General features: G+C 58.3%; 16 protein-coding genes. 14 read left to right on the forward strand and 2 right to left on the reverse strand.

Annotated elements, in window-relative coordinates:
* Positions 1–43: 43 nt before the first annotated feature.
* Positions 44–529, forward strand: a complete 486-nt coding sequence (locus N805_RS25610; protein WP_019470400.1) for a hypothetical protein — start codon at positions 44–46, stop codon at positions 527–529.
* 139 nt (positions 530–668) lie between these two features.
* The gene (locus tag N805_RS25615; protein ID WP_019470401.1) at positions 669–3,062 is read left to right on the forward strand and encodes a TonB-dependent siderophore receptor; all 2,394 of its coding nucleotides are present in this window, start codon (positions 669–671) and stop codon (positions 3,060–3,062) included.
* A 96-nt stretch (positions 3,063–3,158) separates the two neighbouring features.
* On the opposite strand, the gene N805_RS25620 is transcribed toward N805_RS25615, so the two are convergent.
* Positions 3,159–3,806: a TetR/AcrR family transcriptional regulator gene (locus N805_RS25620; RefSeq protein WP_019470402.1), complete on the reverse strand. Its 648-nt coding sequence runs from the start codon at positions 3,804–3,806 to the stop codon at positions 3,159–3,161.
* Between the two features lie 122 nt (positions 3,807–3,928).
* Here N805_RS25620 and N805_RS25625 point away from each other — a divergent pair, with 122 nt between their 5' ends.
* The 7 genes from N805_RS25625 (at position 3,929) to N805_RS25655 (ending at position 11,510) form a co-directional block, all read left to right on the forward strand.
* Positions 3,929–5,965, forward strand: coding sequence for an NADH:flavin oxidoreductase (locus N805_RS25625; RefSeq protein ID WP_019470403.1), 2,037 nt, complete (start codon positions 3,929–3,931; stop codon positions 5,963–5,965).
* A 126-nt stretch (positions 5,966–6,091) separates the two neighbouring features.
* Positions 6,092–7,399: a M24 family metallopeptidase gene (locus tag N805_RS25630; protein WP_019470404.1), complete on the forward strand. Its 1,308-nt coding sequence runs from the start codon at positions 6,092–6,094 to the stop codon at positions 7,397–7,399.
* 13 nt (positions 7,400–7,412) lie between these two features.
* On the forward strand, positions 7,413–8,222 hold the full coding sequence (locus N805_RS25635; RefSeq protein WP_019470405.1) for an amino acid ABC transporter ATP-binding protein: 810 nt from the start codon (positions 7,413–7,415) through the stop codon (positions 8,220–8,222).
* Complete coding sequence (locus tag N805_RS25640; RefSeq protein ID WP_016489256.1) at positions 8,222–8,863, forward strand: amino acid ABC transporter permease; 642 nt, start codon at positions 8,222–8,224, stop codon at positions 8,861–8,863. Before N805_RS25635 ends, N805_RS25640 begins: the two co-directional genes overlap by 1 nt.
* Positions 8,860–9,519 carry an amino acid ABC transporter permease gene (locus tag N805_RS25645; protein ID WP_019470406.1) on the forward strand — a complete coding sequence of 220 codons (660 nt, stop codon included), beginning with the start codon at positions 8,860–8,862 and terminating at the stop codon, positions 9,517–9,519. The genes N805_RS25640 and N805_RS25645 overlap by 4 nt, the downstream gene beginning before the upstream one ends.
* Positions 9,520–9,577: 58 nt before the next feature.
* Entirely contained in the window at positions 9,578–10,411 is an 834-nt protein-coding gene (locus N805_RS25650; RefSeq protein ID WP_019470407.1) for a substrate-binding periplasmic protein, read from the forward strand.
* A 91-nt stretch (positions 10,412–10,502) separates the two neighbouring features.
* Entirely contained in the window at positions 10,503–11,510 is a 1,008-nt protein-coding gene (locus N805_RS25655; protein WP_019470408.1) for an Ldh family oxidoreductase, read from the forward strand.
* A gap of 635 nt (positions 11,511–12,145) precedes the next feature.
* Here the strand turns inward: N805_RS25655 and N805_RS30830 are convergent.
* The gene (locus N805_RS30830; protein WP_177313742.1) at positions 12,146–12,646 is read right to left on the reverse strand and encodes a hypothetical protein; all 501 of its coding nucleotides are present in this window, start codon (positions 12,644–12,646) and stop codon (positions 12,146–12,148) included.
* 990 nt (positions 12,647–13,636) lie between these two features.
* On the opposite strand from N805_RS30830, the gene N805_RS25665 reads away from it, so the two are divergent.
* The 5 genes from N805_RS25665 to N805_RS25685 all read left to right on the forward strand — a co-directional run bounded on the left by N805_RS25665 (position 13,637) and on the right by N805_RS25685 (position 17,420).
* Positions 13,637–13,867, forward strand: a complete 231-nt coding sequence (locus N805_RS25665) for a helix-turn-helix transcriptional regulator (protein ID WP_019470410.1) — start codon at positions 13,637–13,639, stop codon at positions 13,865–13,867.
* 319 nt (positions 13,868–14,186) lie between these two features.
* The gene (locus N805_RS25670) at positions 14,187–15,158 is read left to right on the forward strand and encodes an inovirus-type Gp2 protein (RefSeq protein ID WP_019470411.1); all 972 of its coding nucleotides are present in this window, start codon (positions 14,187–14,189) and stop codon (positions 15,156–15,158) included.
* 426 nt (positions 15,159–15,584) lie between these two features.
* The gene (locus N805_RS25675) at positions 15,585–16,085 is read left to right on the forward strand and encodes a BrxE family protein (protein WP_019470412.1); all 501 of its coding nucleotides are present in this window, start codon (positions 15,585–15,587) and stop codon (positions 16,083–16,085) included.
* Positions 16,082–16,867: a BrxA family protein gene (locus N805_RS25680; protein WP_026034348.1), complete on the forward strand. Its 786-nt coding sequence runs from the start codon at positions 16,082–16,084 to the stop codon at positions 16,865–16,867. The genes N805_RS25675 and N805_RS25680 overlap by 4 nt, the downstream gene beginning before the upstream one ends.
* Entirely contained in the window at positions 16,848–17,420 is a 573-nt protein-coding gene (locus N805_RS25685) for a BREX protein BrxB domain-containing protein (RefSeq protein WP_019470414.1), read from the forward strand. The genes N805_RS25680 and N805_RS25685 overlap by 20 nt, the downstream gene beginning before the upstream one ends.
* Positions 17,421–17,435 lie beyond the last annotated feature (15 nt).

The raw sequence follows: 17,435 nt of genomic DNA on the forward strand, positions 1-17,435 counted from the left end.
CTGGCGCTGGCCAGTAAAACTATGCCGAGGCAAGGAGCTTCCCGTGCACAACGACGACTATTCCGACCAGCTATCAATCCCGGCGGACCAACTACCGCCAGGCGTTTTCCCGCCGATGCCGGGCTACACCATCGCCGACCTGCTTTATGTTGCTTACCAACCCACTGAAACGCTACTTGAAAAGCTCGATATCGACCCGGGCCTGATTCGCGAAACCAGCATCGCGTTTGCCAGCCATCTGTATCAGGCGCTGGAAAGAGACGATATCCAGTATCAGATCGCGACCTGGTACCAGAAGCCCTATGACCACCCTGAAATGCGTGTGCGCAGTGTGGAAATCATGGCTGAACAATTCGGGACCGTCACGTTAGAAGCTGTCGCTGACTCATTGAAGGGCTCACCGCTGGTGCAACTGGGTAAAGACTTCTATATGGAATACATCGAGCTGGCCGGTTATGCCATCAAGAACCACATCCTGAAGTTGAACGACCCCGACTTTGACCCGTTTGCGAACCGCGATAGTGAATAACGTTTAAGTGCTGGAGGCGCCCGCGATGTGGTGCCTCCAGCCACCCGAAAAATAAATGAGGTGTTTTCTCATTCTCGTTCGGCTTGTAGAGAAGGCCGGAATACAGGCCAGCCCGCCGACCCCTCTACGGAGCGAGAAAATGAGTTTGACCCCGGTTTCACAGCGCCATCCTTTGAGCCGTGCTGTGCACGCTGCTTTTCTGGGCCTGGTTGTCAGCAGCGCTGCGCTGCCTGCGTTTGCGCAAGCTGCTACCGCTGAGCGCAACAACCAGGTCCAGCAATGGAACATTCCTGGTGGCCCACTGGCGCCGGCGCTTGACCACTTTGCGCGCCAGGCCGGTATCAGCCTGTCCTTCGACGCACAGAGCGTAGCCAACCGCAACACGGCGGGCGTGCAGGGCGCGTTGGGCACGTCGGCTGCACTGTCGTCGTTGCTGCAGGGGACCGAGCTTCAAGCTGAGCAGCAAGGCCCGAGTGCTTACCTGGTGGTACCCCAGCCAAAGCCGGCCGGCCCGCTGGAACTGGGCGCGACCGAGGACTACCGCCTGGCGCCCGTCATCATCAACGCCAAGGTCAAGGCCAGTGCCGACGATGACACCAACTCGGTGGTTGCCAAGGAACTGTGGGTGGGCGGCAAGGTGGCGACCAGCATCCTCAACACGCCAGCTTCCGTGTCTGTGGTTACCAACAAGGAAATGCAGCAGCGCAGCGTCAGCACCACGGAAGAGGCGCTGCAATACACCCCAGGTGTGGTCAGCGACTTCTACGGCTCGGACGACCGCAACGACTACTTCCAGATCCGCGGCTTCCAAGCCACCACTTACCGTGACGGCCTGACCTTGAGCTCGATGCGTGGTGTGCGCGAAGACCCGTTCGCCTACGAGCGCATCGAAATTCTGCGTGGCGCCAACTCCACCCTGTTCGGCCCGGCAGACCCAGGCGGCTCGGTCAACTTCGTGACCAAGCAGCCGCGCTTCGAAAAATTTGGCCAGGGCTACGTGACCTATGGCTCCTATGACCATGCCGAAACCGGTATCGATGTAGGCGACGCCCTGAACGACGAACAAACGCTGGCCGGCCGCTTTACTGCCAAGATGCAGAACAGCGACCGTGAGTACGACCACTCGCAGGACGATAACCGGTTCGTGATGGGCGGCCTGACTTGGGCGCCTACCGACTTCACTTCGGCCACGGTGATCCTCGACTACCTGAAGACCAACAGCTCGCCAAACAGCGGTGGCTACCCACTGGACAAGGAATACGACCGCAGCGATTTCTACGGCGAGCCCGGCTACAACTTCCACGATGTCGAGCGCACCAGCCTCAGCGGCAACATCACCCACGACTTCGATAACGGCTTCACGCTGCGCGGCAACCTGCGCTACAGCGAGTTGAGCGATGACTTTGGCTATGTCTATCTGAGCGACAGCGCTTCGCGGGTGGGTACCACCCTACCGCGCTATGTATTCGGAACTGACAGCGATGCCGATCAGCTCAACGGCAACCTGATGCTGCAATACGATGCCCAGTTCGAGCACATCGACAGCAGCACCCTGGTGGGTGTGGAATACCTCGACTCCACCACCAAACAGAGCTCCGTATACAGCCTGGCGCCCTCCATCGATATCGCCAACCCAGTGTTCACCGGCGTGCCGGGCGGCATCACGCCCTATACCCGCAAGAAGAACGACGCCACCACCAAGGCCGTGTTCCTGCAGCAGAACCTGTCCTTCTATGACCGCTTGATCGCTACAGCGGGTGTGCGTAATGACTCCATGGACCTGTCCAGCACGGAGTACGTCGGCGGGGTGAGCAAGCAAAGCGACAACTTCTCTGAAACGTCCTACCGTGGCGCGCTGACTTACATCGTCAACGATGAAGTCTCCACTTATGTGAGCATGGTGGAATCGGTTTCGCCTCCGCAGGTTGGCGTCACCCCACAGACCGGCAGGCAGTACGAAGTGGGTGTGAAGTACTCGCCACTGGGCATGGATGCGTTGTTCTCTGCTGCCGTTTATGACCTGACCCAGGAAAACGTCACCATCGCCGTGGTGCTGCCGAGTGGCATCATCGAGCAGCAGACGGTGGGCGAGTCACGTGCCCGTGGCCTGGACCTGGAAGCCAAGGCGCAAGTCACGCAAAACCTCAGCCTGATCGGTGCCTATTCCTACATGGAAACCGAGGTGCTGCGCGGTGCGCTGTATGACGGCAGTTCGCTCAAGGGCAAGGAATTCACTGTGGCGCCGAAGCATACGGCTTCGCTGTGGAGCTACTACGACATTGCCAACACTGATGTGAGCGTTGGTCTGGGTGCCAGGTACGTTGGTGGCTATTACATGGATGCTGCCAACACCAAGAAAAGCGACGGCACCACGCTGTTTGACGCGGCCTTGAACTACAAGATTGCCAAGGGGACTGACCTTGCGCTGAATGTCAGCAACCTGTTTGACGAGCAGCATGTGGTGGGGTCGGGGACGGCGAACTATTACAACCCGGGGCGTGAGGTTACGGCGAAGGTGAGTTACAGCTGGTAATACGGCTAGGGGATGGCACGGGTTGCGCCCTGTTCACGGGCAAACCCGTGGCCACAGGTGCGCAAATCCTGAAGCTTGCAAAGGCCCCGGTGTTTGTCAGGCGCCCAAATCGGCACTACTAAAACCGTTGCGCTGGTAAAAGCGCTCCAGCTCACGCGCCTCCGGCTCCCTGCCGGTGAAAATCTTCAGGTATTCGGGGATGTAGCGCATGCGCTGTGCCAACGGCTCCCGGGTTTTCATGCTGATGTAGCCGATTTGCGTAAGGTAGATCGACCGGGCGCGGGTAATCGCTGCATCGTCTTCAAAGCCGAAACGGTCAAACATCTGCCGCAATGCCTCGACGCGCTGCGCGTCTGCCTGGCCGATTTCCTGCGCCACTTCCGGTGACTGCAGCGCCCAGCTGCGCATGGCGAACTCGAATTGCGAGTCGAACAATTCGCTGTTCAGCCAGCAGTCGAAGACGTTGAGAATTGCCTCCGTAATCGACTCGGCATAGGCCTGGGACTGGGTCACCAGGTTGAAGGTGTTCTTGTTTTTCCATTGCTCGATCAAGGCTACGAGCAAGGCATCGCGGTCTTCGAAAAACCAGTAGAAGCTGGTGCGCGACAAATTCAGTTTTTTTGCCAGCGGCATCACGCGCACGGCATCGACACCTGACTCGGTCAGGCTTTCATAGGCCGCATTCAGCCAGCCTTCCAGTGAGCCTCGGCCTGCGGGTTCCGCCTTTGAGGTGGCGCCTTTCATGGGCATTTCTCCCTTTTCAATCTGCTATTTCTGGCAACTGTACACCATCGTCAAGAGTGTTGACACCTGTGTACAGAGGGGCCTATTGTCGGCTTGCCTGATGACCTGTTTGCGAGACCGATATGAAAAACGATCCGCTACTTCAGCCTTATCGCCTCAAGCATCTGACCCTGCGCAACCGCATCATCACCACTTCCCACGAACCGGCTTACCCGGAAGACGGGATGCCGAAAAAACTCTACCGGGCCTACCACGTCGAGCGTGCCAAAGCCGGCGTAGCCATGACCATGACCGCAGGCTCCGCCGCGATTTCCCGTGACAGCCCGCCCGTGTTCAACAACATTCTGGCCTACAAGGACGAAGTGGTCGGCTGGATGAAAGACCTGACCGATGAGTGCCACGAACATGGCGCGGCGGTGATGATCCAGCTTACTCACCTGGGCCGGCGTACCCGCTGGGACAAAGGCGACTGGCTACCGGTGGTGTCGCCCTCCCACAATCAGGAACCCGCACACCGCGCCTTCCCCAAGCAGCTGGAACATTGGGACATCGACCGCATCATTGGCGACTACGCTGATGCCGCCGAACGCATGAAGGCCGCCGGCCTGGATGGCATCGAGCTGCAAGCCTACGGCCACTTGATGGACCAGTTCTGGTCGCCCCTGACCAACGAACTGGAAGGGCCGTACGGCGGCTCGCTGCAAAACCGCCTGCGTTTCACCTTCGATGTGCTCACGGCCATTCGCAAACGCGTGGGCCCCGAATTTATTGTCGGCATCCGCTACACCGGGGACGAAGTGCTTGCCGGTGGTCTGCAAAAAGAGGAGGGCTTGCAGATCTCTCAACTGTTGAAAGACAGCGGCATGATCGACTTCCTTAATGTGATCCGCGGCAACATCGCCACCGACGCCGGGCTGACCGACATCATCCCGATCCAGGGCATGCGCAATGCGCCGCACCTGGACTTTGCCGGTGAAATCAGGGCGCTGACCGGCTTCCCGACCTTCCATGCAGCGAAGATTCCCGACGTGGCCACGGCGCGTCATGCCATTGCCTCGGGGTTGGTTGACATGGTCGGCATGACCCGCGCGCACATGACCGACCCGCACATCGTGCGCAAGATCATCGAAGGCCGTGAAGACGATATCCGCCCATGCGTGGGCGCCAACTATTGCCTGGACCGCATTTACAACGCTGGCGCTGCCTATTGCATCCACAACGCCGCGACCGGGCGTGAAACCACCATGCCCCACGAAATACCCAAGGCTGTGCACAAGCGCAAAGTGGTAATTGTGGGCGCCGGCCCTGGTGGCCTGGAGGCGGCACGTGTGGCAGCAGAGCGCGGCCACGAGGTGGTGGTGTACGAGCTGGCGGACAAGCCCGGCGGGCAGATTCGCCTGACCGCGCAGTCCGAGCGGCGCAAAGAAATGATCAGCATCATCGATTGGCGCATGGCGCAATGCGAGCGCCTTGGCGTGACGTTCCACTTCAACACCTGGGCAGACACCGCGATTGTGCTTGATGAAAATGCCGACGTGGTTATCGTGGCCACCGGGGGCATGCCGCACACCGAAGTGCTGGCACACGGCAACCAGTTTCTGGTTTCAAGCTGGGACATCATTTCTGGCGATGTGAAGCCTGGGCGCAATGTGCTGGTGTATGACGATGCGGGCGACCACGCCGGCCTGCAAGCCGCCGAATTCATAGCCCGCAGTGGTGCCAAGACCGAAATCATGACCCCCGACCGCTCGTTCGCACCAGAAGTCATGGGCATGAACCTGGTGCCCTACATGCGCTCGTTGCAGCAACTGGACACCACCTTCACCGTCACCTACCGGCTCAAGGCGGTGGAGAAACAAGGCGACCAATTGCTGGCCACGATCGGCACCGATTACAGCGACCTGACTAAAACGCGCCTGGTGGACCAGGTGGTGGTCAACCACGGCACCCGGCCGCTGGACGAGCTGTATTTCGAACTCAAACCCCTGGCCAGCAACGAAGGCGCCGTGGAGTACATGGACCTGATTGTCGGCAAGCCGCAAACCGTTGTCAGCAACCCCGAAGGGCGCTTCCAGTTGTTCCGCATTGGTGATGCAGTGGCGTCGCGCAATACCCATGCGGCCATTTACGATGCCCTGCGGCTGGTCAAGGACCTGTAGCTACCGTGTGTTGCCCACAACAATAAAGACAGCCGTCACCCGATTTAGAAACCTTAAGTTACTGCCCCGAAGTTTGGTCTGACTGAATTTGATGAACATCAAACTCTTCCCAGCGGAGGTTGTTGCATGCAAACGGGTTCTGATTCCATTGAGCTGCTCACTGCGTTAACCGAACGCGACCTGCGCTTTCGCAGCGATGCCAAGGTCACTGAACATGCCATCGCGCCGGTCGACACGGCGTTACTCGATGCGTATGCCGCCATCGACCGCAAAGCCTTGCGCCATTACCGCCTGGGGCGCATTCGCGAGCAACTGCGCGCCCAGGATTACGCCGGCATTCTGTTGGCCGACCCGATCAATATTCGCTATGCCACCGACACCAACAACCTTGGTTTGTGGGTGATGCACTCGCCCAGCCGCTATGTGTTCGTGGCCACCGACGGCCCGGTGGTGCTGTTCGAGTTCACCAGCAGCCGGCACAACAGCGAGCACGTTGAAACCATCGATGAAATCCGCCCGGCGATTCCCTGGCTGTATTTTCTTGCCGGCCCCCGCGTGCAGGAAAAAGCCGAGCGCTGGGCACAGGAGGTGGCAGACCTGGTGGCCCGCCACGGTGGCGGCAACCGCCGCTTGGCGGTGGACCGCTGCGACCCTTGGGGTGCGCAGCGCCTGACGCAACAGGGCATTGAGCTGTTCGATGCGCAGCCGTTGATGGAGCAGGCACGCTTGATCAAATCAGCCGAAGAAGTGGCCAGCCACCAGGTGTCCATGGGCGTGTGCGACCTGGCCATTGCCCGCATGCGCACAAGCCTGGTGCCAGGGGTTACCGAAAACCAGCTGTGGAGCATCATGCACGGCACCAACGTCGCGCACGGCGGCGAGTGGGCGGAGAGCCGCTTGCTCAGCTCCGGGCCGCGCACCAATCCTTGGTTTCAGGACGCCACCGACAAAGTCATCAAGGCAGGTGAAATGGTCTGCTTCGACACCGACATGGTCGGCCCCGGCGGTTACCTTTCAGACATCTCGCGCAGCTTCATCTGCCCCGGCAAGGCGCCAACCATGGCCCAACGCGACTTGCTCGACATCGCCTCGCAGCAGATCAACCACAACGTCGAACTGCTGCGCCCGGGCCTGTCCTTTCGCGAGTTTGCCGAACACTGCTGGCCGGTGCCCAAGCGCTTTGAGCACAACCGCTACATGATGATGCTGCACGGCGTCGGGCTGGTGGACGAGTACCCCAGCGTCGCCTACGCCGTGGATTTCGCCGAGTGGGGTTACGACGGCCTGTTCCAGGAAAACATGGTGGTGTCGGTGGAAAGTTACATCGGTGAGCAAGGCGGTGGGGAAGGGGTGAAGCTCGAAGAACAGGTGCTGATCAGCGCCAACGGGCCGATCAAACTCTCGCGCACGCCCTTAGTCGACGGCGATCGATAGCTGGAGCAGAACCATGAGCAGCATGACCGTGATTGAAACCGCACCCACCTTGGCGCCGCGGCCGGTGGCCAGTGCCGAACCGTTCTTGCGCCTGGAGGGCATTCATAAACAGTTTGGCCCTTACCCCGTGTTGCACGACGTGTGTTTTGAAATGAACAAGGGTGAGGTGGTGGCCATTATCGGCCCCAGCGGGTCGGGCAAAAGTACCTTGCTGCGCTGCATCAACCAACTGGAGCCGCCGACCAAGGGGCGGGTCAGCATGGCTGGCGTGCACATCGAAGCGGGCAAGGCGTTGCCCCGTACCGAGCTGCTCAAGTTGCGCCGGCGCATTGGCATGGTGTTCCAGTCGTTCAATCTGTTCCCGCACCTGACGGTGCTGCGCAACGTCAGCCTGGCGCAAATCCGCACCCTGGGCCGCAGCCCCAAAGAAGCCGACGCCCGCTCCTTGCAACTGCTCGAACGCGTCGGGCTGGCTGACAAGGCCCAGCATTATCCCGCGCGCTGTTCCGGTGGCCAGCAGCAACGCATCGCCATCGCCCGCGCCCTGGCATTGGACCCTGAGCTGATGCTGTTCGACGAGCCGACCTCGGCGCTGGACCCCGAGCTGGGGCTGGAGGTGCTGTCGGTGATGAAAGAGCTGGCCGGCGAAGGCATGTCGATGATTGTGGTAACCCACGAGATGCACTTCGCCGAAACCGTGTCCGACCGTGTGGTGGTGATGGCTGACGGGCGCATCATCGAGCACGGGCCAAGCCAGCAGGTGATGCGCGAGCCCCAGCATGAACGGGTGGTGCAGTTTCTCCAGGCCGTGAGGAATCGCTGATGCAAGACATCCTGATGATGCTGTTGAACGGCGTACCCTGGACCATTGCCGTTACTGTGCTGGCATTCTGTGTTGGCGTAGTGCTGGGGTTTCCGATCTGTGCCCTGCGCATGTCCAGGGTCAAGGTGCTGAGTGTGCTGGCTGCCATGCTGGTACTGACCCTGCGCTCGATCCCCCCAATTGTCTGGCTGTTTTTCATCTTCTTCGGCATCGGTGGCGGCTATGTCAGCCTGTCGCCGTTTACCGCAGCGGTGGTTGGCCTGGGGCTGATTACGGCGGCGCACATGTCCGAGGTGTACCGCGGTGCGTTCGCGGCAATTCCCGCTGGCCAGTTCGAAGCCGCCTACGCGCTTAACCTGTCGGCACCGCAACGGTTTTTCGATGTGGTGTTGCCGCAGTTGGTGCGCATCGCCATTCCCACCTCAGCCACCTACGCCATTGGCCTGCTGAAGGATTCGGCCGTGGCCTCGACCATTGGCGTGGGTGATATCAGCTTTCAGGCTTACCAGGTTTCACAGCAAACCTTTCAGGGCCTGAGCGTCTACAGCGCGGCGGCGGTGGTGTACCTGGTGCTCAGCGTGCCAGTGGCCCTGTGCTCACGTTGGCTGTCGGCCACGTTGAAACAGAGGATTGCCCGATGAGCGAACTGCTGACGATGTGGGCGCAATGGTTGCCGGAGTTGTGGAAGGGCTTTGTGCTGTCGATGCAGGTGACAGCGGTAAGCCTGGGCCTGGGCGTTGTGCTGGGGCTGTTGCTGGCACTGGGCGTTTCGGCGCCGAACCGCTGGCTGCGTTACCCCTCCCTGGTTGTGGTGGAACTGGGGCGTGGTGCACCGGCGTTGATCCTGCTGCAGTACTTCTACTTCGGCCTGCCCAGCGTCAACCTGACCCTGACCTCGTTCTGGGCCGCTGCGCTGGCCATGGCGTACTGCACGGCCGCCTACACCAGTGAAATCATTCGCGGTGGCATCGAGTCGGTGGCCGCAGGGCAAACCGAGGCCGCCGAAGTGATCGGCCTCAACCGCTTCGACGCGCTGCGCTTTGTGATCCTGCCTCAGGCCTTGCGGGTGGCGCTGCCATCACTGCTGGGGTTCTCGATCATGATGTTCCAGGCCTCGTCGCTGTGTTTCACCATCGCCCTGCCAGAAATTGTCAGCCGGGCATCCTCCATTGGCTCCTCCACGTTCGAGTACATGCCGGTGCTGATACTGGCCGGTTTGATGTATGCCGCTGTCTGTGCCCCGGCGACCCTGGGTGTGGCAGCGCTGGAAAAAAGACTGGCACCCAGCCAGCCATAACAACAAATGCCACTCGCGCCGATTTCGGCTGCTGCTCTCTTATTGCAAAGGTGACGTCATGACTCGCTCATTCAAACGTTTTACCCGTTGGATGTTGTTGTGCTCGACCCTGGCCGGCGCCCCGTACGCCCTGGCTGAATGCACCCCCGCGAACCAGTTTGAAACCATCACCCCAGGTGTACTCACCGTGGCGGCGTATGTGTTCCCGCCCTACTCGATACCGGGGCCCAACAACCAGTTGAGCGGCGTGGATGGCGAGATCATCAAGCGCATCGCCGAGCGCGAATGCCTGAAAGTCAAAACCATGGTGGTGGACACCGCCGCCGTCGTGCAGGCGGTGGTGGCCAAGCGCGCCGATGTCGGCATTGGCGATTGGTACCGCACGGCAGAGCGCAGCAAGGCGTTGGGCTTGTCGGCGCCGTTGTACCTGGACGTGATGGGCATTATTTCGGATGAGGGTTACACCAAGATCTCCGAACTGGATGGCAAGCGTATCGGCACCGTGCAGGGCTACCTGTGGGTGGACGATTTGAAGAAGGCCTTTGGCGATAACCTGGTGCTTTACCCCAACCCGGTGGCCATGGCCCAGGACTTGGCGTCCAGGCGCATTCAGGTTGGCGCGGACAGCTTCGCGGTGGCCGTTTCTTCGCAGCAGAAGGGCGGCTACCCCGGCAAGAGCATCAAGGTGTCCGAGCCCGATCAACGGGTCAAGGCCACGCTTGAGCCCGGGCAGAGCGCCTTCCCGTACACCAAGGCCAACGCAGCCTTGGGCGAGGCGCTGGGCAAGAACATCCAGGCCTTGCACGACTCGGGCGAAATCGCAGAAATCCTCGCCACGTTTGGCCTGGACCGCGAGGCTGCAAAAGTGGGTGAGCCAAGGATGATTCAGTAAAGGTCATCAAATCCTGCAGGAGCGGCTATCGCCGCCCCCTGCAGGTTCTCAGGCTGCGGCACACCTTCAATCCGAGAGCACCGAAGCCACCATGGAAGACCACAAACCTGAAAAGCGCCTGTCTCTGGCCGATGCCACCGCCTTTGCACACCAGCTCTGCCTGGCCCACGGCGCCAGCCACGCCGTGGCCTCGGCGCTTGCCGACGCCACGGTATCAGCCCAGGCCCATGGCCAACACGAACTCGGTTTCGGCCATTTACCTGACTACCTCAGCGGCTTTGCCACCGGCCGAATCGCCCCGGCTGCCGAGCCCATCGTGACCCAGGTTGCGCCGGCCATGATCCGCTGCGACGCGGGCCAAGGCATCGCGCAACTGGGGTTTGATCGCGCTTTCCCAGCGCTGTGCAGCAATGCGCATCAACTGGGTATTGCCCTGTTTGCGCAGTTCAACGCTTTTACCTGTGGCGAGTTGGGTTATTACACCCGCCGCCTGGCGCGCGAGGGGCTGGTCGCGTTGGCGGTTACCAATGGTCCGCCACTGCTCACCGTAGCGGGCCAGCGCCGGCCGATGTTTTCCACCAACCCCATCGCATTTGCAGCGGCCAGTGCAGCGGGCCGGTTATTGGCGATAGACCAAGCTAGCAGTGCCACGGCCTACGTGAACCTGTTGCGGGCTGCTGAGGCGGGGGAGGCGATACCGGCAGGCTGGGCGGTTGATGCGCAAGGCAATGAAACGTGTAGTGCGCGGGAGGCATTGCGTGGGACGTTGCTGGCGTTTGGGGGCGGTAGGGGGGCTAACATTGCGTTGATGGTTGAGGTGCTTGCGGCGGGGGTGACGGGGGCTAATTGGTCGTTGGATGCAGGCGATTTTCGGGCTGGTAGCGAATCGCCGGGGGCTGGGATGCTGGTGATTGGGATTGCTCCCAGGTTGTTGGACGAGTGCTTTGCTTCACGGTTGGGTGAGCAGATGAGCCGGCTTGAAGGCTTGGGGGTTTACCTGCCGGGGAAGGGGAAAGAGCAAGCTTATGCTCGTGCGGTTTGTGAGGGGATCAGCTTGCCCGGAGCGGCGTACGCTGCGTTTAAGTTGCAGTTGGGGTAGTTACATCCTTTGCCATCGCCGGCCGCGGTAGCCTACCGGATCGGGGGGGCTGCAGGTGAGCCGGGGTAATCTGAATAGTTTTCATAATAAATTGATTTTAAAGGTTATTTTTTGTTTGAAGATGTCTTTGGAATACCGTTTGGAATACCGCAAGTGTCAGGTTGACGGCGCAGATGGGAAGGCAGGTGTCGAGTAGCATCCCTACTCTTGCTTTCTCTAAAGGAATCTGTGGACAGTCTGTACAGGTCAGATGACCTGGGCTGAGGTGCCGTCCAGCACCCTTAATAAGCGCCACCCATTAGTCAGATGAGCTTTTCCCATTTTTAGTACGCCGTAAGCGCGAGCAAACCCACCGTGAGCGTTTCCTGGTCGAAATGGAGCAGGTATTGCCGTAGAGAGGATAGGTGGCGTTGACCGAGCCGTACTACCCGAAAGCTGAGGGCGATCGCAACCCGCTTTCGTGGAGTGGCCGACAACACGGCGCAACTGACCACACTGTTTGCGCTGTCGACTCTGTGGATAGTACGGCGGCAATTGTTGACTGCGCGGGTGCTAAACGCTGGTTTCGGCGTCAAGGCATTTGGAGGCCTGGCCTGACTGAGTCAAGACTCCGCTCATCGCCGACTGCTGAGTAACTATTTCGGAGTTTCCTTAGGGGGGTAAGGGTTGTCTACTAAATATCCCCCACCCTCGGATTCCATTGTTATCAACCGCTCAAGGACTTGAGCTCGTTTCAGTTTGTGCTTTTCTGCGAGCTCGTCAAGTAGGTTGATGGCGGTTTTTGCCAGCATGACATTAACCTGCTTCTTGTCTACCGCGCGCACATCGAACTGTCTTCGGCTCCACAACTGCTTGATCGCCTTGATGATGGCTTTCTGCTCGGTGGGGCCAAATTCCGCGTGATCGAAGAATGTAATTAGTTCTGTGTGGTTCGTTATGGGGGTGGCTAGTGAATGTGGGGGTAAACGATTTTTTTTCAGCCAGTCCCAAGCGCATTTACAGCGTAAGTGGCCTTCGTTTTTATCTTCAAACCATCCGAAATCACTGTCTTTTGCTTTGTGCTGTAGCCATTCATTGCGAAGGGAATCGATTTGTTTAGCTTTCTCCGCAATGTTGATATTCCAAATATCCAGCATAGCGATGAGACGACTCCTGCCGGTTAGGTGAACTAGCCCCCGGGGTAGTCCCGAATGATTTTTCCCTGTCGTCAGTCTTTCAACTCTGGGTCGCAACCATAGGTATTGTCGTTCGCTCTGATCTATCCAGTTTATTCGTTCAGCTAAGACGAGAAACTGGTCTTTAAGTGACCCTAGTCGCCTGAGAATGGAACGCCTCCTTTCCAGAAGGCGGGCGATTTGGCCTCGCATAGTCGACCCATTGCAGGATTCGAATGGGAGGTCAGCGTTCTCATAAATAACAAGGTATAGCCATAGCCAAATGTCCCGGCGAGGATCGTTCCGCACGTCCTCGAGTAGCATGGCCAGCTCATCATTCCAGTCATCCGCCAGGACAAAGTCATCTTTCCGGTTCATAGTTTAAATCTATTGATATCTGTAAGTAAAAATAAAAAAACTATTTATTGGTGGAGTGATTCTAGCAGGTTCTATATGCATCCTATGCACCGCCTATGAAATTTCAATTTCAATTCTAAGTTTATTTATAGATAATTCTAGGAATCTTCTATGATTTCGATTTTGTCGTTCTGCGCCTAGAATGCTGGGGGTGAGTGGGTGAGCGCTGCGTTTTCTTTGTGTGAGATCTTGGGACTAAAGGATTATCATCCCGCTGACGTGGGAGTAGCCTTTTAGTTTTGCGGCGAATGCTAGGCGGCATAGGCCGTTTTCCACTTGCAGTTGTAGGCGGACTGTGGGATTCGATTCTCGGTTAGCGCGGGCGCGCGTAGTCTCAAGTCAGCAAACTGCAAAGTTGGCTGTCCCGTTGCTCCGGAGGGGGCGATGCGTGTAATGAGAATGTAGGCTCAACGGACGAAGGCTAGTGAATCCTTTTGCATGTGATGCTAGTGCGAGATGCGTACTGGCATCAGCTTCTGTCATGCCCAGCTAGGCATGCGCAGTATTTTCTTACAGGACAAACCAATCCTGTGAGCGAATACTAGGAGCCCGTTCATGAGGATCGTCCGCCTGAAAGAAGTTATCGATTCGACCGGCCTTGCCCGGTCTACCATCTACAAATACATTGCGGAAGGTAACTTCCCGAAACCGGTGTCGCTGGGGGACCGCTGCGTTGGTTGGATCGACCGCGAGGTGTATGACTGGATCCTGGCTAGGATCGGGGAGCGTGATCTGGCAGAGGGGGCTGCGGTGCGCTCCGCTGGCCAACGGAGTGTGGCCAACTAGAGTTGACTATTTGCGTCATGACTAGCTACGGCTGGTCATGGCGTTTATGCCGCTTTGGAAGAGTATGAGTTCTCAGCTAACTCTCCCTGAATTCGATTTAGCAAACCTCTCGGCAGGCAGGGCAATGTTGCTCCCCATTGCCAAGTCTCGCCGGGATAGTTGGTAATGGGCTGGGCTGCCTCTAGTGATATATCTTCTGACTATCATTGCCTAGTAATTTATCACTCATCGACACTCACCCGGTACAGCACCTACTACACAGGTTAAAAATTACATGGCGCGTGACTGGTATACATACCAACAAACCAGGCATGCATTCATGATTAATCGCAAAAAATACACTCATCTTTCCCAGGCTAATATTGCTCTCCAGATTGAGCGTCTTGTACAGGCTATTGAAAAATCCGATTTACCTGCGCTCCGAATCAAGCAGGTACGGCCAGGTTGCGAACGCGTCCAAGAGGCTAGGATCTCTCGCTACTTCGATCACATCCAGCAGATGGTGGACCTATTCGAAGGCCGTATCGAATACAGCTACAGCGAGCACCTGCAAGCGTTCAGGGCTGCATGTCAGGACATCGGGTTGGAGCGTCACCCTGACGGTCCAGCCTGTCTGAATGAACAGGGCGCGGCCTACCTGGATCATAATCTCAGCATGAAACTTTTAGTCACCAGGATCCGGCAGTTGACTCGTGAGCGGTGGTATCTCCGCAGGAAGCATGACCTTCGTCACCAGGCCAAGGAGCAGGAGATCCAAGTATGCGACTACGCCGATGCCTTATGTGAGCTCTATTCACGCATCACTATCGTCAGGGTCGACTTCCACTACCGTAGTGAGGCTCAAGTCAGGCTGCGAGTCGAGCATGTCTTCGATGACCTAGATGAACTGATTGCCAAGCACAAGCGCAATACGATTTTTGAGCACCTCATCGGCCACATTTATTCCGTGGAGCAGGGCGACAAGAATGATGGTGGGGGCTACCACATTCACGCTGCCTACTTCTTCAATGGCAATGAGGTGCGTGGAGACGTTTTCAAGGCCATTCAGCTCGGCGAGTTGTGGGATGACATAACGAATGGCCAGGGCTACGTGCACAGTTGCAACCACTACAAGGGGCAATACGGAAGCGAGTGCGGTATTGGTCGCATCGAAAGGCGTGACCGGTCGATTCGGTGTCAGGTGCACAAGGTCGTGAAGTATCTTGTCAAAGATGCTCAGCACCTGCGCTTGAGGCCTGTGGGGGCACGATGCTTGCGGGTGGGGCGGCTGAAGCGCCTCCGCCGAGGGTAAGCTCGGACGTGCTAACAACCGTGCACGGCGGTCATGGACTCCTGCGGGGGGGATTACCTGGGGGCTTCAATGCAGTGGTGACGGCCTCCTAAATAGTGGAAACTCGCGCAGTCGTATGCCTAAGAAGCGGCTGGAGAATATTTCCTGCTTCGGCTCGATCCCGTGCTCAATATCCAGGCAGGCCGCACCCGTGCAACTCACGTACGGTTTTATCCAGCATCGCATTTACATGCTTGTGCAGCGTCCAGGCTCCCCTCTGTGCGAGGTACCAGGCCGTTTTGATCTTTGTGCCTTCTAGGCGCACAGCCTCCACCCTCATGTAGAGCTGCTACTAAACTGATGTATTGACCCAAGATTTTTGCCCAAAATCGATGCATTACCCCTTATGATTCAGTCATTTGCCAGTCGAACGACGAGATGCCACCTATGATCAAGGACGCAAAAATCATCGCCGAGCTGCGAGTGCTCATTGGTTACCTCGGTGAGCAGCAGCCAGCCTGGTGGCCTAGCCAGTTCTACAGCCCCAACGCCGCAGCCTTCCTGGGGCCGGTGTTCGCCCGCTCTACGGCTCTGGCGCAGTACCAGGGCGTGACTGCTGCCGCCGCACGCAAGCATGAGGAGCACATTGGGGAGGGGCGCAGCTTTCACCTGTTCAGGCTCCCCGAGATTTTCGAGCAGTCCGCCGCTAGCGTGTTTGCTGACAAGCCCTCCGAGGCCAGCATCCGTGTCACGGTCACCAGTCGCGATCAGGCGCTTGCGCGCCTTGCTGAGCTGGCAGGGCAAGTAGCCAGTGCCACTGAGGGACCGGTGGTCGTGGGCGATTTGAGGGATGGGCTGGGGGATTCTCTGAAGTCCTGTGCTGCGCTATACCTGGATGCCTTCAACAAGGGGATCCAGTGTTTCCCATACCTGCGGGAGGCGCAGTGAGCGCAACACGTTTCTACACCACCCAGCTCCAGGCGGGTTTGGGACTCATCGAGGAAACACGGCTGCTGCTCGGGCTTTACCAGCCTGGAATGAGCACCAGTGAGCTGTCAGAAAAGGCCTTGGTCTCGGGATTGTTCCCTCTGATCTCGGCTCGCCGCTTACACAACATCGTCGCCGAGAGCTTTGCTCCGCGCTACCTGCGTTCGCTGGGAGTAGCTGCTGCGCTCAAGCGCCTAGCCTGTAGTCTGACGCGCCAGGAGCTCAGTCAGTTGCTGTTCCTGCACACCGCGCGAGCCAACCTGATCCTGGGGGAGTTCGTCCGTGAACAGTACTGGCCGCGCTACAGCGCCGGACGAGACAGCCTGTCTTTGGATGAGGCCCGCGAGTTCGTACTGACCGCTGTCCGCAAGGGTAAGACTCAGAAATCCTGGTCGGACAGCACCATTAAACGCATTTCCTCATACCTGATTGGCTGCTGTGCCAACTATGAGCTGCTTTCTAACAATGGCCGTGGTCCCCGCCGTATTCTGCCCTTCCGGATCCAACCCAAGGTCGCTGCATACCTGGCCTACGACCTGAAATTTCAGGGGCTGGGAGACAACCAGATTGTTGGTCACAGCGATTGGCAACTGTTCGGCCTGGAACGCGAAGATGTACGCGATCAATTCAAGCGCCTGTCGTTGCAAGGCTTACTGATCATGCAGTCCGCTGCCGAGGTCACTCACATCAGTTGGATATACAAGCACATGGACGAGGTGATCGATGTCCTCACTCAAGGCTGACTTCAACGAGCTAATCGAACGTATTCGGCAGGGGCGCGAGTTCGGTCACGCCAGTTTCGAGCCGATTTTTTATCTGGTTTTTCACCCGGAGCAGATTCTGGAGGTGAAGCGTCAGCAGCCCGCCTGGGAAGCGCGGCTGCGTAACGATGGTTGGGATGTCCATACGCTTTCCATTGTTGACGAAATCGCCGACATCCTCGGTAAAGCACCCCTGCGTAAGATCTGGTTGGCAGCAGACCAACGTGCCCCCCAATCCTGGGAGAAGACCAATACTTCCCTTGCGAATGCCATTGCCAACGGCGCCCTCCAGGATCGGCTGGAAGCCAAATTAAGCATCCTGGAAGGCAAGCCCAAGGCCATCCTGCTGGTGTCCGATCTTGAGGCCCTGCACCCCTTCATGCGCATCGGTGTCATCGAAGGGAAGCTGCAAGGTAAATTCCACGTGCCCACCGTGTTTTTTTACCCCGGCGTGCGCACTGGCAAGACCCGTTTGAAGTTCCTCGGTTTCTACCCCGAGGACGGCAACTACCGCTCAGTGCATGTCGGCGGCTAAGAATTAGAGACTCGT

The sequence above is a fragment of the Pseudomonas putida S13.1.2 genome (assembly GCF_000498395.2).
GTDB classification, from domain to species: Bacteria; Pseudomonadota; Gammaproteobacteria; order Pseudomonadales; family Pseudomonadaceae; genus Aquipseudomonas; species Aquipseudomonas putida_Q.